The sequence below is a fragment of the Streptomyces sp. NPDC002054 genome, from assembly GCF_040296685.1.
Lineage (GTDB): Bacteria > Actinomycetota > Actinomycetes > Streptomycetales > Streptomycetaceae > Streptomyces.
Map to the genome: position 1 here is coordinate 360,427 of NZ_JBEOXT010000001.1, position 24,159 is coordinate 384,585.

General features: G+C 72.4%; 26 protein-coding genes. 15 read left to right on the forward strand and 11 right to left on the reverse strand.

Annotated features, from left to right (window positions below; all coding sequences use genetic code 11):
• Positions 1 to 11: 11 nt before the first annotated feature.
• On the reverse strand, positions 12 to 728 hold the full coding sequence (locus ABT123_RS01565) for a hypothetical protein (protein WP_351308062.1): 717 nt from the start codon (positions 726 to 728) through the stop codon (positions 12 to 14).
• A 235-nt stretch (positions 729 to 963) separates the two neighbouring features.
• Here ABT123_RS01565 and ABT123_RS01570 point away from each other — a divergent pair, with 235 nt between their 5' ends.
• The gene (locus tag ABT123_RS01570; protein ID WP_502970824.1) at positions 964 to 4,251 is read left to right on the forward strand and encodes an amidohydrolase family protein; all 3,288 of its coding nucleotides are present in this window, start codon (positions 964 to 966) and stop codon (positions 4,249 to 4,251) included.
• 1 nt (position 4,252) lies between these two features.
• Here ABT123_RS01570 and ABT123_RS01575 read toward each other — a convergent pair whose 3' ends face one another.
• Positions 4,253 to 5,149, reverse strand: a complete 897-nt coding sequence (locus ABT123_RS01575; RefSeq protein WP_351308067.1) for a D-hexose-6-phosphate mutarotase — start codon at positions 5,147 to 5,149, stop codon at positions 4,253 to 4,255.
• A gap of 133 nt (positions 5,150 to 5,282) precedes the next feature.
• Between ABT123_RS01575 and ABT123_RS01580 the strand changes: the two genes are divergently transcribed.
• Positions 5,283 to 5,792: a mycothiol transferase gene (locus ABT123_RS01580; RefSeq protein ID WP_351308070.1), complete on the forward strand. Its 510-nt coding sequence runs from the start codon at positions 5,283 to 5,285 to the stop codon at positions 5,790 to 5,792.
• Between the two features lie 32 nt (positions 5,793 to 5,824).
• Here ABT123_RS01580 and ABT123_RS01585 read toward each other — a convergent pair whose 3' ends face one another.
• Positions 5,825 to 6,676, reverse strand: a complete 852-nt coding sequence (locus ABT123_RS01585; protein ID WP_351308073.1) for an arylamine N-acetyltransferase family protein — start codon at positions 6,674 to 6,676, stop codon at positions 5,825 to 5,827.
• 80 nt (positions 6,677 to 6,756) lie between these two features.
• Entirely contained in the window at positions 6,757 to 7,791 is a 1,035-nt protein-coding gene (locus ABT123_RS01590; RefSeq protein ID WP_351308076.1) for an aldo/keto reductase, read from the reverse strand.
• A gap of 100 nt (positions 7,792 to 7,891) precedes the next feature.
• Here ABT123_RS01590 and ABT123_RS01595 point away from each other — a divergent pair, with 100 nt between their 5' ends.
• From ABT123_RS01595 to ABT123_RS01610, 4 genes are all read left to right on the forward strand, one after another.
• Positions 7,892 to 8,530: a TetR/AcrR family transcriptional regulator gene (locus ABT123_RS01595; protein ID WP_351308079.1), complete on the forward strand. Its 639-nt coding sequence runs from the start codon at positions 7,892 to 7,894 to the stop codon at positions 8,528 to 8,530.
• Positions 8,531 to 8,625: 95 nt separating this feature from the next.
• Positions 8,626 to 9,327, forward strand: coding sequence for a LamG domain-containing protein (locus ABT123_RS01600; RefSeq protein ID WP_502970817.1), 702 nt, complete (start codon positions 8,626 to 8,628; stop codon positions 9,325 to 9,327).
• A 10-nt stretch (positions 9,328 to 9,337) separates the two neighbouring features.
• Positions 9,338 to 9,871: a GNAT family N-acetyltransferase gene (locus tag ABT123_RS01605; protein WP_351308082.1), complete on the forward strand. Its 534-nt coding sequence runs from the start codon at positions 9,338 to 9,340 to the stop codon at positions 9,869 to 9,871.
• Positions 9,872 to 10,125: 254 nt separating this feature from the next.
• Positions 10,126 to 10,395, forward strand: a complete 270-nt coding sequence (locus tag ABT123_RS01610; protein WP_351308084.1) for a DUF6225 family protein — start codon at positions 10,126 to 10,128, stop codon at positions 10,393 to 10,395.
• Positions 10,396 to 10,409: 14 nt separating this feature from the next.
• Here the strand turns inward: ABT123_RS01610 and ABT123_RS01615 are convergent, their stop codons facing one another.
• Positions 10,410 to 11,735 (reverse strand): PQQ-binding-like beta-propeller repeat protein, encoded by a 1,326-nt coding sequence (locus ABT123_RS01615; RefSeq protein WP_351308087.1) that lies wholly within the window; start codon positions 11,733 to 11,735, stop codon positions 10,410 to 10,412.
• Positions 11,736 to 11,938: 203 nt separating this feature from the next.
• On the opposite strand from ABT123_RS01615, the gene ABT123_RS01620 reads away from it, so the two are divergent.
• From ABT123_RS01620 to ABT123_RS01635, 4 genes are all read left to right on the forward strand, one after another.
• Positions 11,939 to 12,358, forward strand: coding sequence for a DUF3052 domain-containing protein (locus tag ABT123_RS01620; RefSeq protein WP_351308089.1), 420 nt, complete (start codon positions 11,939 to 11,941; stop codon positions 12,356 to 12,358).
• A gap of 164 nt (positions 12,359 to 12,522) precedes the next feature.
• A complete protein-coding gene (locus ABT123_RS01625; protein WP_351308092.1) occupies positions 12,523 to 13,437 on the forward strand; it encodes a SigB/SigF/SigG family RNA polymerase sigma factor in 915 nt (304 codons plus the stop codon).
• 21 nt (positions 13,438 to 13,458) lie between these two features.
• On the forward strand, positions 13,459 to 13,944 hold the full coding sequence (locus ABT123_RS01630; RefSeq protein WP_351308095.1) for an ATP-binding protein: 486 nt from the start codon (positions 13,459 to 13,461) through the stop codon (positions 13,942 to 13,944).
• A 139-nt stretch (positions 13,945 to 14,083) separates the two neighbouring features.
• Positions 14,084 to 14,458 carry a hypothetical protein gene (locus ABT123_RS01635; RefSeq protein WP_351308098.1) on the forward strand — a complete coding sequence of 125 codons (375 nt, stop codon included), beginning with the start codon at positions 14,084 to 14,086 and terminating at the stop codon, positions 14,456 to 14,458.
• Positions 14,459 to 14,528: 70 nt separating this feature from the next.
• Here the strand turns inward: ABT123_RS01635 and ABT123_RS01640 are convergent, their stop codons facing one another.
• The 3 genes from ABT123_RS01640 to ABT123_RS01650 all read right to left on the reverse strand — a co-directional run bounded on the left by ABT123_RS01640 (position 14,529) and on the right by ABT123_RS01650 (position 17,800).
• A complete protein-coding gene (locus tag ABT123_RS01640) occupies positions 14,529 to 14,804 on the reverse strand; it encodes an isoamylase early set domain-containing protein (protein WP_351308099.1) in 276 nt (91 codons plus the stop codon).
• A gap of 192 nt (positions 14,805 to 14,996) precedes the next feature.
• Positions 14,997 to 16,895: a serine/threonine-protein kinase gene (locus tag ABT123_RS01645; protein WP_351308102.1), complete on the reverse strand. Its 1,899-nt coding sequence runs from the start codon at positions 16,893 to 16,895 to the stop codon at positions 14,997 to 14,999.
• A gap of 74 nt (positions 16,896 to 16,969) precedes the next feature.
• On the reverse strand, positions 16,970 to 17,800 hold the full coding sequence (locus ABT123_RS01650) for a dienelactone hydrolase family protein (protein ID WP_351308106.1): 831 nt from the start codon (positions 17,798 to 17,800) through the stop codon (positions 16,970 to 16,972).
• 289 nt (positions 17,801 to 18,089) lie between these two features.
• Here ABT123_RS01650 and ABT123_RS01655 point away from each other — a divergent pair, with 289 nt between their 5' ends.
• The 4 genes from ABT123_RS01655 to ABT123_RS01670 all read left to right on the forward strand — a co-directional run bounded on the left by ABT123_RS01655 (position 18,090) and on the right by ABT123_RS01670 (position 21,526).
• Entirely contained in the window at positions 18,090 to 19,427 is a 1,338-nt protein-coding gene (locus tag ABT123_RS01655; RefSeq protein ID WP_351308109.1) for a serine hydrolase domain-containing protein, read from the forward strand.
• A 246-nt stretch (positions 19,428 to 19,673) separates the two neighbouring features.
• Positions 19,674 to 19,853, forward strand: coding sequence for a hypothetical protein (locus ABT123_RS01660; protein WP_351308112.1), 180 nt, complete (start codon positions 19,674 to 19,676; stop codon positions 19,851 to 19,853).
• A gap of 78 nt (positions 19,854 to 19,931) precedes the next feature.
• Positions 19,932 to 21,035 (forward strand): PP2C family protein-serine/threonine phosphatase, encoded by a 1,104-nt coding sequence (locus tag ABT123_RS01665; protein ID WP_351308114.1) that lies wholly within the window; start codon positions 19,932 to 19,934, stop codon positions 21,033 to 21,035.
• 56 nt (positions 21,036 to 21,091) lie between these two features.
• Positions 21,092 to 21,526: a pyridoxamine 5'-phosphate oxidase family protein gene (locus ABT123_RS01670; protein ID WP_351308116.1), complete on the forward strand. Its 435-nt coding sequence runs from the start codon at positions 21,092 to 21,094 to the stop codon at positions 21,524 to 21,526.
• 6 nt (positions 21,527 to 21,532) lie between these two features.
• Here ABT123_RS01670 and ABT123_RS01675 read toward each other — a convergent pair whose 3' ends face one another.
• The 3 genes from ABT123_RS01675 to ABT123_RS01685 form a co-directional block, all read right to left on the reverse strand.
• Positions 21,533 to 22,123: an isochorismatase family protein gene (locus ABT123_RS01675; protein WP_502970825.1), complete on the reverse strand. Its 591-nt coding sequence runs from the start codon at positions 22,121 to 22,123 to the stop codon at positions 21,533 to 21,535.
• A gap of 69 nt (positions 22,124 to 22,192) precedes the next feature.
• Positions 22,193 to 23,182 carry a GlxA family transcriptional regulator gene (locus tag ABT123_RS01680; RefSeq protein ID WP_351308122.1) on the reverse strand — a complete coding sequence of 330 codons (990 nt, stop codon included), beginning with the start codon at positions 23,180 to 23,182 and terminating at the stop codon, positions 22,193 to 22,195.
• A 41-nt stretch (positions 23,183 to 23,223) separates the two neighbouring features.
• Complete coding sequence (locus ABT123_RS01685; RefSeq protein ID WP_351308125.1) at positions 23,224 to 23,619, reverse strand: hypothetical protein; 396 nt, start codon at positions 23,617 to 23,619, stop codon at positions 23,224 to 23,226.
• 73 nt (positions 23,620 to 23,692) lie between these two features.
• Here ABT123_RS01685 and ABT123_RS01690 point away from each other — a divergent pair, with 73 nt between their 5' ends.
• Positions 23,693 to 24,106, forward strand: a complete 414-nt coding sequence (locus ABT123_RS01690; RefSeq protein ID WP_351308128.1) for a cytidine deaminase family protein — start codon at positions 23,693 to 23,695, stop codon at positions 24,104 to 24,106.
• The last annotated feature ends 53 nt before the right edge of the window (positions 24,107 to 24,159 follow it).

Consider the following 24,159-nt stretch of genomic DNA (forward strand, 5'->3'; position numbering starts at 1 on the left):
CCGGAGAGCGGCTAGCCCCGCGTGGTGGTCGCCGGCAGGGAGAGGGAGCCGACGCGGCTGTCGGTGTCGGTGTCGACCAGGGTCACCATCAGCGGAGTACTGCCCGTGGCGCCGGCCTTGAGCGCGCGCAGCCGGAACCGTTCGGTGCGTACGGCGTCCCGGGCGAGCGGGGTGCCGCCCTGGAGCAGCGTGGCCGGCAGGGCGTCGTTGGCGATGCGGAGGGGGGCCGCACGCCAGGCACCGGTGGCGGGGTCCCGGCGCTCCAGGACGAACGCATCACCCGAGGCGGGCACGTCGCCCTCCCGGTGCAGCAGGATCTCCATCTGGAAGGCGAGCACCAGGTGCCCGTACGCCCGGGTGTTGCCGTTGCGCAGCGTGATGCCGAACTCCTGGGCGGCGCCGCCGCGGACCAGGGAGAGCCGGCCGCCCGGAGCCGAAACCGACAGGGCGAGCCGGGTCGCGGGCGCGGGCACCGCCGTGGGCGTCGGCCGGCTCGCGGACGGGGCCGCCGGCTTCGGCTGCGCTGCCGCGGGCGACGGCGGCGGCGCGGACGAGGGCACCGCCGTGGGGGTGGCCGAGGGCGTGGCCGCGGGGGAGCCCGACAGCGCGGCGGCGGAGGGGGCGGACGAGCTCGGGGAGCCGCCCGACTGCGGGGCACAGCCGGCGAGCGCGGCGGCGGCCAGGAGGGCTGCGAGGGCGGGGATGGCGGGAACTCGTCTGGCGGGCATGGCGCAGAACCGTACTCGCAGCAGGGCCGCAGGACAGGCCCGGAACGATAACGCTTCGGCCCCGATGCCGTACGCGGCGGAGCCCGGTCGCGCGGTGGCCCCGCGTACGGGCCCGGCCCGGTTCCCGCAGCCCCGGCAGGCGCCGCGGCGGGCTCCGTCCGTGACCGCGGCCGTGACCGACGCATGGCGTGATCGTTTGGGTGGCTGGCGGGAGATCGTCCACACACGAAAGCGAGTGGTCGGGGTGCGGGTTGCGCGCAGGACGGTTCTGCAGGCGGCTTCGGCCGGTGCCCTGACGGCCCTGCTCGGCCGTCCCCCGGCGGCGGCCGACGCACCCGGCTCGCCCGGCTCGACCGCCCCGGCGGCGGCCGACGGGCGGCCCGGGCCGCAGCCCGGCGAAGACCTGGTCAGGCTGCGCTTCACCCGGGCCACCAATGGCACCGCGACCGCCACCGCCACCGGGGAGCGGTTCGTCGCCGAGGTCCAGAACGTCCTCTGGTCGCTGCCCCCGGACGGTTCGCCCGCCACCCCGCTCACCCCGCCTGACCTGGAGCCCGGCCGCCCGGTGTTCTCCCCGGACGGCAGCCGGATCGCGATGTCCGCCTACCGCGGCGGTGCCTTCCACATCTGGGTCATGGACGCGGACGGCTCCGGTCTGCGCAGGCTCACCGACGGCCCCTTCGACCACCGCGCCCCCGCCTGGTCGCCCGACGGCCGCCGGCTCGCCTTCTGCTCCGAACGCGGCGGCGACCCGGTGGCGGGCAGCCCATACCGGATCTGGACCGTCCCCCTCAACGGCGGGCCCCCGCGCCGGCTGACCGGCCTGCCCGGCCAGGACGGCCCCGGCCAGGGCGGCGAGTGGGAGGACTACGACCCGGTCTGGTTCCCGGACGGTTCCCGGGTGATGTTCGTCCGCGCCATCTTCACCCCGGGCCCGGACACCCTCACCGCCCGCACCCTGGCCTCCGTCCCCGCCGACGCCACCGGGCCCGCACGCACCGTACGCACCGAACACACCGTCACCGACGGCCGGCTGCTGTCCCCGGCGCTCTCCCCGGCCGGCCGCACCGCCTGGCTGTCCGCCGCCCCCGGTCCCCGCAAGGCCGAGACCCTGAGCCTGTTCGTCGACGGCCGCCCGGTCGCCCTCGGCGGGGACCTCGCGCCCGCACCCCCGCGCTGGATCGGCGACGACCGTCTGCTGATCACCCTGGACGGCCGGTTCACGGTGATCCACCCGCACCGGGACACCACCGGCCGCGAGATCCCCCTCGACGCCACCCTGACCGTGCCCCGCCCCCGCTACCGGGCCAAGGAGTACGTCCTCGAAGCGGAACAGAGCCGCCCCGTCCGCGGCATCCACCAGCCCGCCCTCTCGCCCGACGGCCGCGGCATCGCCTTCGCCGCGCTCAACGCCCTCTGGATCGTCCCCGTCACCGGGGGAGCGCCCCGGAAGATCGTCCAGGCGCCGGCCACGGCCTACCTCCAGGGACCGGTGTGGACCCCGGACGGCCGGGCCCTCCTCTACACCGACGACCGCGACGGGCTGAACACCGTACGCCGCAAGGACATCGCGGGCACCGGCACCGGCAGCGGCATCATCACCGGCAGCGGCCGGGAGACCGCCCTCGCCCCGGGCGGTCGCGTCTACGGGGTCCTCTCACCCGATGGCACCCGCCTCGCCGCCCTCGACCTCGCCGGCCGGCTGATGGTCCGCGACCTCGCCACCGATACGGAGACACCCCTGGTCGCGGCCCTAGGCGGCGGCGGCCTGCCCGGCCCGCCCAGCTGGTCCCCCGACGGCCGCCACCTCGCTCTCTGCGACCGCAACCGGTTCAGCCGCCGCTTCCGCGAAGGCCACAACCTCATCCGGATCGTCGACACCGCCACCGGCACCGCCCGCCTCCACGCCCTGGCCCCGCACACCTCCCTCTCCGACCGCTACGCCTCCGGCCCCGTCTGGTCCCCCGACGGCCGCTTCCTCGCCTGCATCGCCGAATCGGCCCTCTGGCTGCTCCCGGTCACCCCCGACGGCACGCCGGCCGGCCCGGCCCGCCGCCTCACCGACGAGCCCGCCGACCACCCCTCCTGGTCCGGCGATTCGCGCACCCTCCTCTACCAGTCCTGCGCCCGGCTGCGCCTGCTCACCCTCGACCCCTCCGGGACACCGGCCGCAGCCCCCCGCACCGTCCCGGTCTCGCTGACCTACCGCCGCCCCGCGCCCGTCGACACGGTTGTGCACGCCGGACTGCTGTGGGACGCCACCGGCTCCCCGCCCCGCGCCGATGTCGACATCCTGATCAGCGGCGGCCGGATCACCGCCGTGGAATCCCACCGCCCGCGCCGCCGCACCGCCCGTACCGTCGACGCCTCCACCGGCACGGTCCTGCCCGGCCTGTGGGACTCCCACATCCACCCGTACGCGAACACCTACGGAGCCCGCCAGGGCGCCCTGCACCTCGCGTACGGCGTCACCACCGCGGTCTCCCTCGGCGGTTCCGCCTACGAACAGGCCCGGCTGCGCGAGGACATCCGCTCCGGCCGGCTCACCGGCCCCCGCCTGCTGGCCGGCGGCGAGCTCCTCGACGGCTCCCGCGTCGCCTACAGCATGGGACGCGCCCACCGCACCCGGGAGGGCTTCGCCCGCTCGCTGGCCCGGGCCGCCGCACTGGACTGGGACTTCGTCAAGACGTACGTCCGCGCCCCCTACGCAGACATGGCCGAGGCCGCCCGCTTCGCCCACGACCGGCTGGGCGTCCCGGCCGGCTCTCACCTGTGCTCCCACGGCATCCAGGCAGGCCAGGACCTGACCACCCACCTGGTGGCCACCGAGCGCGCCGAGTCCGGCCACGGAGCCACCCCGCTCGGCCACACGTACCAGGACACCGTCGAGGTGTACACGCGCGGCCGGTTCGACCTGATCGCCACCCCCTTCACGGCCCTGCCGCTGATCGGCGCCGATCCGGCAGCCGCCGCCGACCCCCGGGTCACGGCCCTGATGCCGCCCTGGGACGTGGCGGCCGTACGGACCGCGGCCGGCCGCCCGCCGACCCCCGAACAGGAAGCCGCCCTCGAACGGGAGGTCGCCGTCTACCGGCGCGTCCTCGCCGACGGCGGACGCCTCGCGCTCGGCACCGACGCCCCGATCACCCCGGCCGGCCTCCACCTCCACCTGTCCCTGCGCGCCCTGCACCGGTACGGGATGACACCGGCCGAGGCCCTCACCACCGCCACCCGGACCCCGGCCCGCGTCTTCGGCGTGGCGGACCGGCTCGGCACGGTCGAGCCGGGCAGGATCGCCGACCTCACCCTCGTCGACGGCGACCCCTTCACCGATTTCGCCGACCTGATCCGGGTACGGGCGGCCATCCGCGGCGGAGTCCTGACCGAACGCCCCGCCCTGGAACGCGCCTACGCCGCACCCCCCGCGCCCCCCGAACCCCCCGCATCCGACGACGGCTGGGGCCGGGTCCTGCACCAAATGCTCCGCGAAGGCTGCTGCACCGCCCACCCGGACGGTCTCTGAGCTACTGCGTGCGGCCCAGGCTCAGGACCGTCTCCAGCCGCGCAGGCCGGTCCGCGGTGGCGACCAGCGGTTCCGCGATCCGGGCCGTCTCCACACAGAGGAACTCCCGGTACCCGCTGTCCGGAACGTCCGCCATGGACCGGGACAGTTCCGGACCGGGGTTCCACACCACCACATCGCTGTGGTGCCCGTGCCGCATCTCGACGGTCCGCCCGAACGCGCGGTCCGTGATCCGGCTGACCTCGTCCGCCTGCGGATAGATCCGCTCGGTGTGCCCGGTGGGCGTGAACGCGCCCTCCTCACGGCCCTGTCCGGCCTCCGTCCCGTCGTGCAGCCGGTCCGTGTACGCCCCGCCCAGGCCGGAGACCTCGGCCGCACCGAGCGCGCCGATCCGGAGATAGGTGTGCAGGGCCGCGGTGGTCCGGTGGTTCCCGTACGCCTCCAGTTCGACCGAGCACTGCCGGCCGCCCAGCCGGATGCGCGAGATCAGGGTGAACTCGTGCGGCCAGTATCCGCGGGTCCGCTCGTCGGCGCGGAGCGTCAGGACCAGCCCGACCCCCTCCGCGTCCTCCTCGTGGCCGGTGAGCTCCCAGGGAAGGATCCGGGCGAACCCGTGGGCGGGCTCGCCGACCGTCCCGAACCACGGCCAGCAGACGGGCACCCCACCGCGGATCGCCGTCCCCGGCTTGTAGCGCGCCTCATCGCTGAGCCACAGTACGGGCTGTTCGCCGGCCGGCTGCCACTCCAGGAGCTGCCCGCCCTGGAGGCTGACGGCGCCCCGCACCGCGGGGTGCTCGACGACGAGGACGGTGAGGCCGCCCAGCAGGCGCGTACTGACCGACGCACTCAGCTGTTCGACGACGGGCAGCTCGAGGAGGTTCCTGTGCTGGCTGTTCACGGTGTTCACGCTGTTCCATATCGGTGAAGTGGAGCGGACGGAGGCCACCGGTCCGGGGTGCCGGTGCCCCGCCGTCCGGCGCCCGGGACATCATGGGCCCGAGGGTACGCGCGGACGGAACGGGGAACGCGGAATGAAGGCGACCGAGGTACTGGCCGACGCGTTCGGGCGCATCCGGGAGGCGGTCCACGACGTGGTCGAGAACCTGTCCGCCGAGGAACTCCACGCCCGCGTCGGCCCGGAGGCCAATTCGATCGCCTGGCTGGTGTGGCACCTGACCCGGATCCAGGACGACCACATCGCCGATGCCGCCGGCGAGGAGCAGCTGTGGCAGGCCGCGGGCTGGCGGGAACGCTTCGGCCTGCCCTTCCCCGCGGCTGCCACGGGGTACGGACACACCCCGCAGGAGGTCGCCGAAGTCCGGGTGGACGACGGCGACCTCCTGCTGGGCTACCTGGACGCGGTGCACGACCGTACGACGGCCTTCGTCCGCGGGCTCGCCGCCGCGGACCTGGACCGGGTGGTCGACGAGCGCTGGGACCCCCCGGTCACCCTGGGGGTCCGGCTGGTCAGCGTGCTGGCCGACGACCTGCAGCACGCCGGGCAGGCGGCCTTCGTCCGGGGCGTGCTCCGGAACGGCTGAAGCAGGCGCACCGCTGGGCGCGCGGTCACGCGTCAGTCGGAGTCTGTTCCGCTCGGCAGCCGCGCGATCAGCTCGGCGTCCAGCTCGATGCCGAACTCCTCCCTCAGCACCCGCTGGAGGTCCGCCACTTCGATCTTCTGCTCGCTGCGGGTGCCGTCCGGCAGGACCTGGATCCAGGTCAGCCCGTCGATCAGCTGGTGCCGGGCGGCACTGAAGTGCTGGGCGAACAGGCGCTTGACGAAGGGGGAGCGCGGGTGCGAGCCCACGAAGTGGCTGCCGACCACGTAGTCGATGGGGTACTGCGGAATCAGGGTGAACGTGTGCCGGTCGAGCCAGCCGTCCGCCCCGTACTGGTACAGCCACCACTCGTCGACACCGAGGACGCCCTCCCGCCGCTCCATCCGGAACCGCCACCCCTCGAACTCCGCCTCGGCGCCGTCGGCGAGCTCGATCGGCCCCAGCGGACCACCGCCGAAGCCGACGTCGCACAGCCAGGTCCGCTCGTCGTCGGACGGCGCCACGGCCAGCAGTGCATGAGTGGCCGGCAGGATCTTGTCATTGCCGAGGGTGACCCGCCCGATCAGCGCGGTGAACTTGAAGCCCAGCCTCTCCAGGGCCGCGGCGAACAGGGTGACATGCTCGTAGCAGTACCCCCCTCGCGGCGCCCGCACCAGCTTGTCCTGGACGGACTCGAGGTCCAGGGGGAGCGGGATCCCGAGGACGGCACTGACGTTCTCGAACGGAATCGAGGTCACGTGCGCCCGGTGCAGGGCCCGCAGCACCTCCAGCGTCGGCACCCGCTCCCCGGTGTACCCCAGGCGTTTCACGTAGGCATCGAGGTCCAGCGAATCGCCGTTCCAGTGTCCCCCGTGGTCAGTCTGCATCTGCCTTATCCCTCACTGTGATGGTTCGTCACCTTCCGTCGACGATAAGTGACCGCGCCCCGGAGCGGGTGTTGTATTGATCACGTCAGCGGCGGGTTGAGGCGGGCGAAGCCCTCCTGGCGCTCGTACGGAAAGTACGGGTACGGGGCCGGGCGGTGGCTCGCGGCGTCGAGCCGGGCGACCTGCTCGGCGGTCAGCGACCATCCGATGGCGCCGATGTTCTGGCGCAGCTGCTCCTCGTTGCGCGCGCCGATGATCACGGAGGACACCGTCGGCCGCTGCAACAGCCAGTTGAGGGCGACCTGCGGGACGGTCCGGCCCGTCTCCTCGGCCATCTCGACGAGCGCGTCGACCACGTCGTAGAGGTACCCGTCCTCCACCGGCGGCCCGTAGTCCGCGGTCTGGTGCAGCCGGCTCCCGGGCGGCAGCGGGCGGTCGCGGCGGACCTTGCCGGTCAGCCGCCCCCAGCCGAGGGGGCTCCAGACCAGGGCGCCGACGCCCTGGTCGTGCCCGAGCGGCATCAGCTCCCACTCGTAGTCCCGCCCGATGAGGGAGTAGTACACCTGGTGGGCCACATAGCGCGGGTAACCGTGCCGGTCGGCTGCGGAGAGGGACTTCATCAGCTGCCAGCCGGCGAAGTTGGAGACCCCGACGTGGCGGATCTTGCCGTCCCGTACGAGCCGGTCGAGGGCGGCCAGCACCTCCTCGACCGGGGTGGCCGCGTCGAAGGCGTGCAGCTGGAAGAGGTCGATGCGGTCGGTGCCGAGCCGGCGCAGGGCGTCCTCGGTCGCCCGGACCAGCCGGGCCCCGGAGGTGCCCGCGTCGTCCGGCCCGTCGCCCATCGGCAGCCCGGCCTTGGTCGACAGCAGCACCCGGTCGCGCCGCCCCTTCACCGCCTCGCCGAGAACGGTCTCGGAGGCGCCCGCGGAGTACACGTCGGCGGTGTCGAACAGGGTGATGCCGGCATCCAGGCTGATGTCCACCAGCCGGCGGGCCTCCTTGGTGTCGGTGTCGCCCCAGGCGCCGAAGAGCGGTCCACTGCCGCCGAAGGTGCCGGCCCCGAAGCTGAGGGCGGGAACCATGAGACCGGACGTGCCGAGCTGCCTGTACTCCATGACGAACCTCCGAAAGCGTGATCTGTTAACGGAACTTTCGACCCCTTAAGCTGCCCCCAAGGTAGCAGCGATGCGCGATTAATGGAACTGGAGACCCGTTATGGCGGCTGGAGAGGCAGAACCCGGGACCGTACGGCCCGGCGGACGGACGGCGCGGGTCCGGGCGGCGGTCCTGGAGGCGGCCGGCGACCTGCTCGCCGAATCCGGCTTCGACCGGCTCGACCTCGCCGAGGTCGCCCGCCGCGCCGACGTGGGCAAGACGACCGTCTACCGCCGCTGGGGGACACCGGCCGGCCTGGTCGCCGACCTGCTGGCGGACATGGCCGAACAATCCCTGCCGCGCGCCGAGACGGGCTCCCTCGACGGGGACCTCCGGGCCAACGCCGACCTGGTGTGTCGCACCCTCGCGGACCCCCGTCAAGGCGCGCTGTTCGCGGCGGTGATCGCCGCGGCCACGGCCGACCCCGGAACGGCCGAGGCCCTGCACCGCTTCTACGCGATCCGCGTTGCGGAGTGGGCGCCCTGCGTCCGGCAGGCCGTGGACCGGGGTGAACTCCCGGCGGACACCGACCCGGAGGAGGTGATCCGCGCGGTCTCCGCCCCCCTCTACTACCGGCTGCTGACCACCGCTGCGCCACTGGACGAGGCCGCCGCGGCGCAGGCGGCGCGGGCGACCGCGGCAGCCGCCCGCGCCGGCGCATTCACCCGCGCCCCCCTCGGAATTGATTGCTCCATGTGACGATTTGACAACATTCAGTCACTGTCAGGGGCGAGCGGCACATGCGCTGGGCAGAACCGGATGGGGGAGACACCCCTGGTGGAGGGAGGGCTCACGTGCTCACCGACGTACTCGCCTGGATCACCCGCCGGCCGAAAGCCGCAACCGCGCCCGTGGCGTTCACCGCAGACTTCGGCTCGACCACCCAGTGGGTGGCCGGCCGGTCCTGGGCCTATCCGAACGGCGGCCCCGTCAACCCCGGAGACAACAAACTCGACCACCTCGTGGCGGACCCCGCGTACAGCCGCAGCGGCGTCTTCCGCGCCACCCGCCGTACCGACGGCAACTGGAACGCCGGCCTCCTCACCACCGAGGGCAGCGACGAGGGATTCATGATGCAGGCCGGCGACCTGCTGGAGACCCGGGTGCGGCTGCCCGTGGAGATGGGTGCCTGGCCCGCCATCTGGACCTGGCGCGACGGCGACCAGGAGATCGACGTCTTCGAATACCACCCGGACAACCCCGACCTGCTGGAACTCTCCAACCACGTCCGCGGCGGATCCCACTACTACCGCAACGCCGCCACCATCCGGCCCGGCGGCTGGGTGGACCTGGCGGTGGAGTGCGGCTCCCGCTCGGTGGTGTGGTGGGTGAACGGCACGAAGGTCTTCACGGACCGGCGCGGGGTCGGCCGGCGCTGGCGGGCCGCCCTCATCGTCAACCTCTCGGTCTGCGCCGGCCGCTACCACCCGGCCCCGCCCCCGGAGATCACGAAGATGTCCTACGAGGTGGCCTACCTGAGGGTGCGCCGGCCCTGACAATGGCGGCATGCGCATTCGAGCCGTACGCGGGGACGAGCTGGCCGTGCTCCAGGACATCGAGCGGGCGGCCGGGCGGTGCTTCCGGGACATCGGCATGCCCGAGATCGCCGACGACGAGCCGCTCCCGCTCGAGGAACTCGCCCGCTACCGGCGGGCCGGACTGGCCTGGGTCGCCACCGACGCCGAGGCCGAGGCCGACGCTGAGGCCGACGTCCCGGTCGCGTACCTGATCGCCGACCGCGTCGACGGCAACCTCCACGTCGAACAGGTCTCGGTCCACCCGGACCGGGCACGCCGCGGCATCGGCCGGTCCCTGCTGGACCACCTGGCGGCCCGGGCCGGGACCGAGCGGGTGCCCGCCCTGACCCTGACCACCTTCACCGCGGTCCCGTGGAACGCCCCCTACTACGCGCGCCTCGGCTTCCGCCCCCTGGACGACGGCACCCTCACCCCCGACCTGCGGAGGATCCGCGAGCAGGAAGCGGCCCACGGCCTGGACCGATGGCCGCGGACCTGCATGCGCCGGGACCTCGGCCGGTAGCGGAGCTTGGGCCCTCCCGGTGGGGAGGCCGGGAGGGAGCGTGGATACGGCAGACCCCGCCCGGCAGGGGGTGCTCGGGCGGGGCCGTGGGGCTTCGCCGCGGGGGTCGGAGAAGCCCGCCGTGCGCGCACAGCATTGCACTGGTTTCAGCCACGCAACAAGGTTCTGGCTGGAATCGGTTGGTCGTGCGTTCGGGAAGCGGCTATCCGGCGCGGCGCACCCGGTGAGCAGGCCCGGGGCTCTACTGTCGGCGCATGGCAGACACGTTCGACCACGATCCCCAGGTGTGGACCGCCGCCAGGCTCCGCGCCGCCCTCGCCGACCTGCCGGACGAGACGCCGATCCATGTCGGCGTCGCGGACGGCCCCGGTGACTTCGAGGGCTACGGCGAGTACGTCCTGGTGGACGCCGAGCCGATCGAAACGGACCTCGACGACGAGGCCCCCGGCGACACCGGCCCGCACATCCAGTTCACCCTCTTCGCCGACGCCAAGGCCGGCGTGTACCACCTCGACACGGACTGACAGCGCCGCCCGGGTCAGCTCTTCCGGGGGTGGACGACCAGGCCGCCGCCCGCCTGCAGCGGTACCTCGAAGACCCCGATGCCCGCGAAGTCGGCGGTCGGAGTGATCGCTCCGCTCTCCAGGGGCTGGGGGGTGCCCGTGCTCAGCGACAGCTGGACGGGCGCCTCCGCGCCGGAGGCGGTGCCGTTCCGGGTGACCGAGACGCCGTACGCCGTCCCCTCGTCGGTGACCGTACGGAAGGTGAGCGGCTTGGCGGTGTCACTCTCCACGAAGCAGTGGCCCTTCTTCCCCTCGAGGTCGAAGGCGAGGTGCTTGGAGACCAGGAAGCGGCCGTTCGGCGACACCGCGGAGTCCGGGTCCGTGCCCGATGGTATGAACGGCTTTTCACACGTCACCGATGCCTGTACCTGGCCGCTCTCGGCGTCCAGCACGGCCCACAGGTTGCGCATGGGGTTGCCCTTCTCGTCCCAGCGCGCCAGCAGGCGCCCGCCGGCCACCGGCCAGACCGATCCGCCGCTCGGCTCGGCCCCGGCCGGTGCGATGGTCGTGGCGTCCCACCCGGCCGGGGACCAGAACCTGGCCGTGGAGTTGGTGCTGTTGGTCAACACCGGGCCCTTGGCCGTCACGGCCTTGACCTGATCGCCCCGGCAGGCGGAGGAGCAGCCCGCGGGCGGCGTGAGCGACTTGGGCTCGATGGTCTGCAGTGCCCCGGTGGCGGGATCGACGGCCGTGACCCGCGAGGTCGTCGAGTCCAGCAGCAGCCTGGTGCCCCCGTCCAGCACCTCATGCCGCCCGCCATCGGGCATCGGGACGTCGAGATGCCGCGGCGCCACCTCGCTGCCGGAGCCGTCGGCCGCGAAGATGTCGATGGAGTACACCTTCTGGGCCTTCGTCAGTGCATCGCCGGCCGATTCGCCCGTCGACCACACCACGAGGTGTTCCGCGCCGCCGGAGCCGGTCACGAAGAGCTGAGGGGCCGGGGACTGCTGGAGTTTCTTGAACGGCCTGCTCTCCCACCGGACCCGCCCCGTGGCGGCCTCGTACGCGGTCACCCGGTACGTCCCCTCCTTGCCGGTCAGCGCCATCACCAGCCCGGCCTTGGGCAGCACGCCGAACTGCGGAGCCTGCTCCGCCTTCAGCTGCCAGCCCTTGGAGGCGTCGTACGCCGCCGGCACCTTCAGCCCGGCCTGGGGCGGCGCGGCCTGCTCAGCCCCGGTCGCGGTCGGCCCGCCGGCGGCGGTGGGCGTCGCCTTCTGCGCCGCATCGGGCGTCCCGCCGCCCGAACACGCCGCGAGCGTACCGGCCGCCACGAGTGCGATCGCCCCCCTGATGATCTTCACGTACGGATTCCTTCCAAGTTGATCAAGCCGAATTCGAACGTCGTACGATACAACGCTGCGGCGCTGAACCGTTTCTGACGTGCAGTCGGAATCCGGGCTCGAACGAAGCCGATGCCCGAAGCAGCCTCACGGACACGGTGCGTATCTGATTGGCTACGGGCCACGGGTGCGGCTGGCGTGCCCGAGGACGTAAGGGAGCGGCAATGAGCACAGCGCAGGACAAGCAGACCAACCCGGCCGCCCGGCTGGGCTTCCAGCCCGGCCAGGTCGTCCAGGAGCTGGGCTACGACGACGACACGGACCAGGCTCTGCGCGAGGAGATCGAGGCCCTGATCGGTCAGGACCTGGTCGACGAGGAGTACGACGACGTGGTCGACGCCGTGATCGTCTGGTTCCGGGACGAGGACGGTGACCTCGCCGACATCCTGGTCGACGCCACGACCCTGATCGAGGACGGCGCTCTGATCTGGCTCTTCACGCCGAAGAGCGGGCGTGATGGGTATGCCGAGCCTTCGGACATCCAGGAGGCTGCCGTGACCGCCGGACTCCAGCAGGTCGGCTCCGCCGGGGTCGGCCAGGACTGGAACGGCCTCCGTCTGGCCACCCCGAAGGCCAAGAGGTAGCCGAAGAAGCAGAAGACTCCGAGCCCCCGCTCCCCGGCCGGACGCCTTCGGCCCGGCGGAGCGGGGCACACCTTCCGTCGCCCCGTCGCCGCCGAAACGTGTAGCGGTCCGGAACGGGGGCAGGCGCGACGTCAGTCATCTGCCGTCGGGAGGAAAGGTTTCCCATGTCTCGCCGCTCCGCCGCAGTCGCCGACCTCGTCCACCGGATCGACACGGAGAAGACCGTGTCGGCTGTGGGCCCGGCCGGTGAGCCGTCCGGGGCGCTGCCGCACATCACCGATGCCCGAGAGGTGGCCCCCGCCGACGCGCGGGTGCTCTCCCGGCTCTTCCTGGTGCGGCTGCGCTCTCTGGAAGAGGGGACACGCGAGTACCAGTACGCCCGCAACACGCTGATCGAGATGAACGTCTCCCTGGTGCGCTTCGCCGCCAAGCGCTTCCAGGCCCGCGCCGGCGGAGGCAGGACCGAGACGGACGACATCGTCCAGGTCGGCATCATCGGTCTCATCAAGGCGATCGACCGGTTCGACCCCGACCGCGAGGTCGAGTTCGCCACCCTCGCCCTCCCCTTCATCACCGGCGAGATAAAGCGGTACTTCCGCGACACCACGTGGGCGGTGCACGTGCCGCGGCGCCTGCAGGAGCTCCGGACCGACCTGGCCAAGAGCCAGGAGGTCCTGACGGACGTGCTGGGCCGGGCGCCGACCGTGGCGGAGCTCGCCGCGGACCTCGAACTCGACGAGGAGCAGGTCATCGAGGGTCTGGTCGCCGCCAACGGCTACACCAGCGACTCCCTGGACGCCGCCACGGACTCCGAGGACTCCTCGTCCGCCGCCCGCAGGACGCGATCCCTGGCCGACACCATGGGCGAGGTCGACCCGGCCATCGAACTCTTCGAGGAGTTCCACACCCTCGCCCCGCTGCTGGCCCGGCTCGGCGGACGGGACCGCCGCATTCTGCGGATGCGGTTCGGGGAGGAGAAGACCCAGGCGGAGATCGGCGCCGTACTCGGCATCTCCCAGATGCAGGTCTCCCGCCTCCTCGCCCGGACCCTGGCCCGGCTGCGGGCCGGGATGCTGTGAGTCTGAGTCGAACGCAGGGCCATGAGACCGGACACCGGTGATCGCACACCGTCCCGCCGTTCCGCCGTCGGTCAACGCCAACGCCGACGTCGCCGGCTTGCCCTGCGCGGCAGCCGCCGGCAGGTCGCCGGCAGCCGTGAGTTCGCCCGCCAGGCCCTGCGGGACTGGGGCTGGGACGGGAACGAGGCGGGTGAGGACGCCCTCGTCCTCGTCTCCGAGCTGGTGACCAACGCGTGCCTGTATGCGGGCGGCTGTCACGAGGTGGTCCTCACCTCCGGAGACGCCTTCCGGGTCGAGGTGTTCGACGGGGACACCACGCTGCCCCGTCCGCCGGCCGTCACGCGACGCGGCACCCCCGGCGGACACGGCCTGCACATCGTGCAGCGGCTCGCCGACCGCTGGGGAACCGCCGCCCACGGCGGCGGCAAGGTCGTCTGGGCCGAAATCGACGCCACCCGCCTCACGGCCGGCCCCGCCCGGGCTGCCGGCGCTGCCCCGCACGGGTAGCCGCGGCAACCGGGGGAGAGTGCAGGCCCGGCGTCATCCGGTTGGGCCCGCCGCGGCATGGGCTGCGGCGACACGCGGACGGAGCTCCGTACGATGGCGCCCGGCCGCGTGCCCACAAACGGTGGAAGGAACCCAGCAGATGACCGTCGAGGAAAGCGCCCACCAGGTCAGCGTCCATCTCTCGGACTGCGCACACGAGACCGCCGACACCGTCCTCGACGTGCTGCGCGCGGCCTTCTCCGAGGTCGTGGCCGCCGAGCGGACCGGACAGGGAAGCACGGCTGCGACCCCGGCCACGGTGTGGTCGATGGCCGTGGACGCCAGGTCCCGCAGGGAGGAACACGGCCCGGCCCCGGCTCACCTGGGCTCCCCGGTGACGGCGGAGCTCTACGGTTCCGCAGACCCCATCCGCCTGGTCCGCCAGGAGCTCCAGAAGGCCTTCGTCGTGGAGCACCTGGGCACGGTTCCCGGCGAACACGAGATGGAATCCCGACTCCGCCTGACGAACCGATAACGCCCGGTCGGACATCCGGCGGCACGGAGCGGCGCCCGGGAGCCGGGCGCCGACCGTCGCCGTACGTCCGTCAGGTGTGGAGTCGGCTGTTGGCGCCGTCCAGGTCGACGACGCTGTCGTCGTTGAACCAGTGGTCGTCGGCGGCGAGGTAGCGGAAGGAATGGCTGCTCGCGCTCGGCAGTTCGACCGTCACCGCACGCATGCCGTCCTTGCGCGGACGCAGGGTGTGGGTGCCGGGCTGCCAGCCGTTGAAGTCGCCCACGACACTCACGGGTCCGGGCGGTGTGTCGGCAGGCAGGACGAAGGTGACTTCGGTGCGGTTCTTGCGCAGCTTGCGTTCCAGCATGGGCAGGCTCCTGAGGGGGCTGGACGGGAGTTGGCCGGAAGCCATCCTCGGCCCGTCCGGACCGCCGCGCACTCCGGCGGATCCGTCCGACGCGGGAACACCACCCTCCTGCCACGTGCAGTACTCAAGATGGTGCAGTGTGCGTGCCTTTGTTCGACGGCGGCCTCCCGGTCCCACCGGGCCGGGGACCGGCTACGAACGGCGCTTCCAGAGCGTCACTTCGGCGCGGTAGGTCGGGACGGTGTACAGCTTGTTGGTGGACGGTTCGATGGCGACGATCTTGACCAGGGCGAGGTTGCCTTTCGAGGTCACGGTGCACAGCAGGTCGCCCTTGACGATCGCTCTGTCCGCGCCGGAGAGGTCCCCCTCCCGCAGCCGGTCCGGGATCGGGTCGGTCGCCGCGCCGGTTGCGCACTGCTCGGAGGTGGTACCCCGGCTCTTGCCGAACGGCGTGCGGAACTCGACGTCCTCGTAGCCCATCTGCAGTTCGCGGTCGCCGCTGTTGATCTCTCCGAACGGGGCCACCCTGGGGAAGTCGAGGTCCACGTCGTTGATCTTGCCGAACTCCCTGGTGGCCAGGAGCTTCAGCGGCTTGTCCTGGTACACCACGGTGTAGGCGTCGCCGGAGGCGGAGCCCTGGGGCGCGGGTGTCGCGCCCTCTCCCGGCGTCGCCGAGGGGGTGGTGCTCTTCGGCTGGTCCGCCGCCTTGCTCTTGTCCGGGGCTGCGGCCTGCCCCGTGGCCTTGCTCTTCCCGCCGCTGCCTCCGCCGCTGTCCTCACCGCGCGTGAAGTACCAGGTGCCGCCGACGGCCAGAGCGACCGCCAGCACCCCCGCCCCGAGCACCAACGGCACGCGGCTGCGGCCGGCGGACGCCGGAGCCGCCGGAGCTGCCGGAACGGCGGTGGCAGCGTGGCCAACGGCGGCGGACGGGGGGCCGTAGGCGGAGGGCCGGGGGTCGTGCGCCGGCCCCTGGGTCGGCGCGTACGCCGGGTGGACCGGCCCGGAAGCCTGCGTGGGCGAGTACGCCGGCGGGACCGGACCGGGAGCCTGGGTCGGCGAGTACGCCGGCGGGACCGGACCGGGAGCCTGGGTCGGCGTGTACGCGGGCCGGGGCGGGTTCTGCTGCGGCGGCGGGGCGGCCTGCGGCGGCGGGGCCTGTGCCGCCGTCTCGCGCCGCGCGATCTCCGCGCCGAGCGGTACGGGGAGCCAGTTCGCGAAGTCGCGCAGGTCCCGCCCCGCCTCCGCCCGGCACCACTCGGCGAGCTCGGCCGGCCGGGGCCGCCCGGCGGGATCGGCGGCCAGGCAGCGCTCCAGCATCGGCCGCAGCGCGTCCGGATAGCCGCTGAGGTCCGGCGCCTGCTGCGGGGTGTTGGCTATCAAGGCGGCGATCGAGATTCCCGAGCCGTCGCCGTACGGGTGCCGCCCGGTGGCGACGACGGCGGCGATGAGCCCGAGCGCGAACACATCGGTGGCCGGGGTGACCGCCCGGCCCAGCGCGTGCTCGGGGGACATGTACTGCGGCGTTCCGATGAACCCGCCGCTCCGCGTCAGCTGGGTCGTGTCGGTGGCCCGCGCGATCCCGAAGTCGATCACCCAGGGGCCGCCCGAGCCGAGCAGGATGTTGCTCGGCTTGAGGTCGCGGTGGATGACCGAGGCCGCGTGGACGGACTGCAGCGCCTGGGCGGTGCAGCCGATCAGCTGGAACACGGCGGGCAGCGGCAGCGGGCCGTGGGCGGCGAGCGCGTCGTCGAGCGCCAGCCCGGGCACATAGGCAGTGGCGAGCCAGGGCTGCTCACCGCTCGTGTCGTGGTCGAGCACCGGCACGATGTGATAGCCCTGCACCCGACGGGCCGCCTGTACCTCCTGCTCGAAGCGGGCCCGGAAGTCCTGCTCCTGGGCGAACTCGCGGCGGATGACCTTGAGCGCGACCGGCTGGTTCCCCCGGGTCCGGGAGAGGTAGACGGCCCCCATGCCGCCCTCGCCGATCTTGGCGAGCAGCCGGTAGCCGGCGATCTCCTGTGGATCACCGGGCCCGAGCGGGCGAAGTATGGCGTGGTCGGCGTTCGGCATCCGTTCCCCCTTGACGATCATGAAGGTGCGATCCTAGGGGACGGCCCGTGCCCTGTTGCCCGCGGAGCCCCATGCGACCTTTCTGTGGGGCGAGTTCAGGAACCGGATGTCCCGAGCAGCCGCTTGCGGAACAGGTCCAGGACCTGGTCCAGCGCCGCCCGGGTGGGCTCCCCGGGGGCGTCGACCAGATGCTCGGTCAGCACGGAGTGCGGAGGGAGCACAGCCTCGGGGTTCGCCGTACTGTCGTCCAGCTCGACGGCGACGAAGGCCTCGCCGAGCTCGCGCCGCAGGAAGGCGAACCGGTCCCCGGGCACGAGCCGGTCGCCCTTGAACCGCAGCCCCATGACCTGCAGCCCCTCCCGCTCACAACGCCCCCGTACGAGGTCCAGGTCCCCGGCACCGATGTCGATCGTCCGCGAACGGCCCCCCGACACCGCCACCGGCAGCGACGGCTGGGACAACACCGGGGCCACCACCCGTGCGTCGGTGGCCATGGCCAGGGCGAAGCCCCCGGTCAGACACATGCCGACGGCTCCGACCCCCGGACCGCCGCACCGCTCGTGCTCGTGGGCGGCCAGGGCGCGCAGCCAGGTCACCACCCGGGAACTGCGGCCCGTGGCCAGCAGGGTGAACTCCCGGCTCACACACACCTTCAGGATCGACGAAGCCGCGTACCGCCCGGCACTCAGCGCGCCGTGCGCCTCGGGACGGGGGTCCCGGCCCGGCTCGCCGAACAGCACCGGGAGCACGGCCGTACAGCCGATCCCCGCCACGCGGTCCGCGAACTCCAGCACCTTCGGCGTGATACCCGGGATCTCGGCCATCACGATCACGGCCGGCCCGGCGCCGCGCCGGAGGATGCGGCGTCCGGTCCCCTCGTGCGTGAACGTGCTCTTCTCGTACCCGGCCAGGTCGTGGTCCGCCATGACTCTCCTCAACCCCTCCACGCACAGCATCCCGCCGCCGAGAAAGACCCCGCCGGCCGAGGCGAGTCTGACACGAGCCCAACCGCGCCTGGCACGGGGCCCGTTCGCTGTGTCCGCCCTATGCATGACGAATGTCATGACAGTCAATGACACGTCTGGTACTGGGGTTTGACGTTCCGTACGTCCCGGATCGTCCGTGGAGACGACGATCCGAGGGACGGCGGGCGAAAGGATCGAGGGGTCCACAGCGATCCGACGCCCGATGGGCCACAGCCCCCAGGAGTAACTCGTGCAGCTCGTGCCCTCTACGCACGCCACCACCCGCAACGACGGCCGAAAGCACCGGACGTTGCGGCGGCGCAGGACGGCTCCGGCCGCCGCCGTGGCCGTGTTCGCCCTGCTGGCCGCCGCGGCCCCCGCGGCAACGGCCGCCCCCGGCCCCGCAGTCGGCGACCGGCTCGATCGACAGGCACTCGCGGCCGAGCTCCGCGCCGTTCACGAGGCCGGCGTGTTCGGCGTCTACTCCGCCGTGCGCAACGGCCACTCCCAGTGGAAGGGCGCAGCAGGCCTCGCCGACATCGACACCCACCGGCCCACCCGCCCCGACCTGCGGCACCGCGTCGGCAGCGTCACCAAGTCCTTCACCGCCGTCGCCGTCCTCCAGCAGGTGGCCGACGGCCGCATACGCCTCGACCAGCCGATCGGCGACCATCTGCCCGAGCTCGTACCGGGCGAGCGGGGTCGCAAGGTCACCGTCCGGATGCTGCTGAACCACACCAGCGGCATCGCCGACTACGTGGCCGAGGCCTTCCCCTCCCTCAAGGAGCTCGACCCCCGCAGCCTGGACGAGCACCGCCACCGCACCATCGCCCCCACCGAGCTCGTACGGCTCGGCGTCGGCCTCCCGCAGACCTTCGAACCCGGCACCGACTGGGGATACTCCAACACCAACTACATCCTGCTCGGCGAACTCCTGCGCAAGGTCACCGGCCAGGACCCGGAACGGGTCATCACCCGGGACGTGATCCGCAAGGCCGGGCTGCGCGACACCTGGTTCCCCGGCACGCAGCCGGCCGTCAAGGGCCCCCATGCGCGGATGTACGAAAACCTGCACGGCCTGATCGACCCGCCGCGCGACTACAGCACCTACAACATGACCTGGGCCGGAACCGCCGGAGCGCTGATCTCCACCCAGCAGGACCTGAACACCTTCTACCGCCGCCTGCTCGCCGGCGAACTGCTGCCCGCCGCCCAGCTGCGCGAGATGCTCACGACCTGGCCGGTCAAGGCCCCGGACGGCAGTGTGGGCATGCGCTACGGCCTCGGCATCTACTCCATGGACACGTCCTGCGGCCCGGTCTGGGGCCACGACGGAGGTGTCTTCGGAGCCGGCACCTGGGCGCTGTCCAGCCCCGAGGGGAAGCGGCAGTTCGCCGTGGGCTGGAACCTGACGAAGTATCAGCGCTTCGACGAGGCCGGCAACGGCATCCCCCACCCGGCCGACCAGGCCATGGGGCGGCTCATGGAACGTGCTCTGTGCGGGGGCGCCCCGGCCGCCCCGGCATCCGGCGGAAAGCCGACGGCTCCCAAGGGCGCTCCGCTCCAGCAGGTCCCGCTCAACCGCTGACCAACCGCTGACCGTACAGCCGGAAGAGGCTCAGCCCCCGGGAATGAGCAATCCCGGGGGCTGAGTGCCATGGCCTTCGCTGACCACCCCGTTCAACGACCGACCGGCCGCGCCGTTATGCCCGGCGCACATCGAGTTGCCGGAAAATGGAAACGGAAATCCGTTCCCGCTGGCCGGAAATGCATCTGCGACACGGGTGGACCCGGTGGAGCTGCCCGGGAGCGGCGTCGATGGTCGGATCGGTCCATGAAGGATCCATTCGCCTGCGAAGAGCAGGCTCTGCTCGCACCGTCCGCCCCCGCCGACCGGGCGGCTGCCCGCCGGACGGTCGCCGCCCGTGCGGTCGACCACTCCGAGCTGCTGCTGCTCCTCGACATGCTGGGCCTGCACCCCGATCACGATCGCCCCGACGAGCCGGACCCCTGAACCCCCGGCCGACCGCCGCCGCGGCGGCAGGCTTTGGGCGGCTTGGCGGTGTATGCAGGGGGGATGGATTTCCGTCGGATGCGTGTGGGCCGCCAGCGGTCGGGGGATTTCGGTAACGCGCTGCTGGCGGTTCCGCTCGCTTTGATCGCCTTCGTCACCGTGGTCGACATCCTGGCCCCGCCGGAGGTCCATCTCGGCCCGTTCCTGGTGGCCGCCCCCGCCGTCACCGCATCGTTCGCCGGCCCTCGCGCCACCGCCTTCATCGGCGCGATCGCGGTCCTGGCCCAGGTCGTGGTCTCGGTGGTGCGCACCAGCCTCACCGACCTGAACCACACCTTCCAGATCACCGCGCTCATTCTGATCTCCGTGATCGTCACCTTCTTCGCGTATCTCCGCGAAGTACACGAGAGGGAGCTGGTGCAGTTGCGCACGGTCGCGGAGACCGCCCAGCAGGTGGTGCTGCGTCCGCTCCCCGAGCGGCTCGGTCCCCTGCGGATCGCCTGTCTGTACCTAGCCGCCGAGGCGGAGGCGCAGATCGGCGGTGACCTGTACGCCGCCGCCCGTACGGCCCGCGGGACCCGGCTGATCATCGGTGACGTACGGGGGAAGGGCATGGACGCCGTCGGCGATGCCGCCCTCGTGCTCGGCGCCTTCCGCGCGGCTGCCCACCAGGAGGGCGACCTGTCGGGTCTCGTGGCCTATCTGGAGCGCGCGGCCACACCGGACTGGGACCACACCGACGTCCTGAGCACCGGTACGACGATCCCGGGGGAGAGCTTCGTGACCGCGGCCGTACTCGACGTCCCCGACGACGAGCCGTCCCTGCAACTGGTCAGCTGCGGCCACCCGCCGCCGCTGCTCCTGCGGGGCAGCCGGGTCCTGACCCTGGCCGTGGCCCATCCGGCGCCGCCCCTGGGCCTGGCCGGCCTCGTGGAGTCGCAGGTCACGGCCGAGGACTTCACCTTCGAGCCCGGTGACCTCGTACTCCTCTGCACCGACGGCGTCCTCGAGGCACGCGACGAGGCCGGCCGGTTCTACCCGCTGGTCGATCGCCTCGCCGACTGGGCCGGCGCCGGCCCGCAGGACCTGCTGGACCGGCTGCGCAGCGATCTGTTCGCCCATGCGGCGGGCGGATTCCTCGGGGACGACGCCGCCATGGTGGCGATCCAGCGTCTGCCCTGAGCCCTGAGAACACACCGCACACCACCCCCCACCCTGAGGAAATTGGAGACGTCATCATGGCCCTGTCGATCGAGGAGCGCGAGGCCTTCCTCGCCGAACCCCACATCGGATCCCTGGCCGTCGCCCGCCCGGAAAAGGACCGGGCCCCGCTGGTCGTGCCGATCTGGTACGTCTACCAGCCCGGCGGCGACCTGTGGGTGGTGACCGGTGTGGATTCCGTCAAGGCGCGGCTGATGGCCGAGGCCGGACACTTCTCCCTGCTGGCCGAACGCGTCACTCCGACCGTCCGCTACGTCTCCGTCGAGGGACGGATCGTCTCCACCACACCCACCACCGACGACGAGATGAGAACAGTCGCGGCACACTATCTGCCCCCGGGATCCGTCGAGGCCTACCTGGAGCTCTCGGCGAACGAACTCGGCCCCCAGCAGACCGTCCGGATGCGCCCGGAACACTGGCTCTCCGCCGACCTGGGCATGGGCGGCGGCTGACCGGGGTCAGCCGGTGAGGTGTCCGACCGTGGGGGCCACGGTGCCGAAGAGGTCGGCGATGGTGGTGAGGGCTGCGGTCTGGAGGGTGGCGGCCGGTACGGTGCTGCCGTCGGGGGCGGTCAGGGAGCGGGTGGCGGTCGCTTCGGCGACGACGGTGGGCCGGTAGCCCAGGTTGAAGGCCTCCTGGGCGGTGAAGGTGATGCACATGTGGGTCATAAACCCGGCCAGCACCAGATCGGGTCCGGCGCCCAGGCCGCGCAGGGTCTTCTCCAGGTCGGTGGCGTGGAAGGCGTTGGGGAACTGCTTGACGACGACCGGCTCGCCGGCGACCGGCGCCACCTCGGGGCTGATGGCCCCGATCTCCGCGCGGATGTCGTACGGGGTTCCCTCGCCTCCGTCGTTGACGACGTGGACGACCGGTGTGCCGGCCGAGCGGGCGGCGGCGAGCAGCCGGGCCCCGGCGGCCAGGGCGGGCTCGGCGCCGTCGAGGGTCATGACGCCGCTGCGGTAGGTGTTCTGGAAATCGATCATGATCAGGGTGGCGTCGGCGAGGCGGGGCAGCGTGTTGTCCAGGCCGGCGAGGTCGCGCAGGGTCATGGAGGTATTCACGAAGGAACGTTCCTTTCGACGTGGAATCGGGTGGAATCGGGTGGAATTGGGGTGGAATCAGGGTCGGGAAGTGGTGCGGAAGCGGCGTCGGTAGGAGGCCGGGGTGGTGTTGATCTGTTTCCGGAAGGCGCGGTGCAGTGTTTCCACCGAACCCATCCCGGTGGCTGCCGCGATCTGCTCCAGCGACCGGTCGGTGGTCTCCAGCAGGCGGCGGGCCGCCTCGACCCGGGCCGCCTCCACATAGGCGGCCGGACTGGTGCCGGTCTCCTGCCGGAACACCCGGGCGAAATGGCGCTCGCTCAGGCACAGGCGACCGGCCAGCACGGGCGCGGACAGATCCTCGTCGAGGTGCTCCGTGATGAACACGCGCAGCTGGTCGATGTCCCGGCGGGCCGCCGCGGGCCGGCTCAGCGGCACGCTGAACTGGCTCTGGCCGCCCTGCCGCCGGAGATAGACCACCAGCTGCCGGGCCACGCTCAGCGCCAGCTCCTCGCCGTGGTCCTCGGCCACCAGCGCGAGCGCCAGGTCCAGACAGGTGCTGATGCCCGCGCCGGTCCACACCCGTCCGGAACGGACGAAGATCGGGTCGGCGTCGACCCTCACCCGGGGGTGATCGGCCGCGAGTTGTGCCGCGGTCGACCAGTGCGTGGTCGCCCGCCGCCCGTCGAGCAGCCCGGCCGCCGCGAGCAGGTGCGCGCCCACGCACACCGAGGCGATCCGCCGCGCGTGCGGCGCGGTCTCCCGCACCCACTCCACCACGGCTTCGTCGACCCGGGCCACCGGGCCGTCCGGGTGCAGGTCCACCGCGCCGGGCACCAGCAGGGTGTCCACGGCGGCGCCCACGTCGTCGAAGGCCAGGTCGGCCAGGAGCCGTACGCCGGCCGAGGTGACGACCGGCCCGGCCTCGGGCCCGGCCAGCCGGACCTCGTAGCCCGCCCGGCCCCCGGTCTCCCGGTTGGCCAGGGCGAACACCTCGGCAGGGCCGGTGACATCGAGCAGGTCGACATCCGCGAAGACCGCGATGACGACACGGTGGGGAGTGGGCATGCACCCATCGTCACCGCAGCACCTGATGGCTGCAATGACAGCTATCTGTCACATCCGGCCACCGGTGACCGGCCACCGGCGGACACCACGCGATTCGCCGCGCGCAGCGCGACCTCCGGGGGCGCGAGACGGCGGCCCGGCCAGAGCAGATCGACGGAGGCGACACCCGCCAAGAACGCAGCCGCCTCACAGGTCTCCATGGGTTCCAGGGAGTTGGCGATCTCCCGGGCGGTAAGCGGCGTGACACCTCTCAGGAACCGCTCCCAGGCGGCGTCGCCGAAGACCGCGCCGACGAGCAGCGCCCGGATCCCGTCCGCCAGTTCGGGCAGGTCGGCCTCGGACTCGCTGAAACGCCCGGAGACCACGTACACGCGCATCGGGGTGGACAGCTCTGCCATGCACAGCTCCAGTTCGCGCAACAGCTCGGCGGTGTCCATGGACCCATATTCGCTTGCGCGGCCCTCGTCGCCCGGGCCAACGTCGCCTGACACCTCAAGAAGGCGGAGAGAGATGACCACCCAGAACCACCACGTCGACCACGAACTCATCCAGGCCGCGGCCCATGTCGCTCGTACGCGCTGCCAGGGCGACAACCACACCATGGCAGCCGCGGCCCGCGCCCGGGACGGCCGGATCATCACCGCGGTGAATGCCTACCACTTCACCGGAGGCCCCTGCGCCGAGCTGGTCCTCATCGGCACGGCAGCCGCCCAGGGCGCCTACGAGCTGGACACGATCGTCGCCGTGGGCGACCGCGACCGGGGGGTTGTTCCTCCGTGCGGCCGGTGCCGGCAGGTCCTTCTCGACTACTTCCCCGCCCTCAAGGTCATCGTCGGCGAAGGCGACCGCATCCGAACCGTCCTGATCACCGACCTGCTGCCCGAGAGCTACGTCTGGGCCGACCACCAGCTCGACGCCGAGTAAGGCTTCTAGGGCGCGTATCGAGTCGTGATCAATTTGCGGGATGTGCTTTCGTG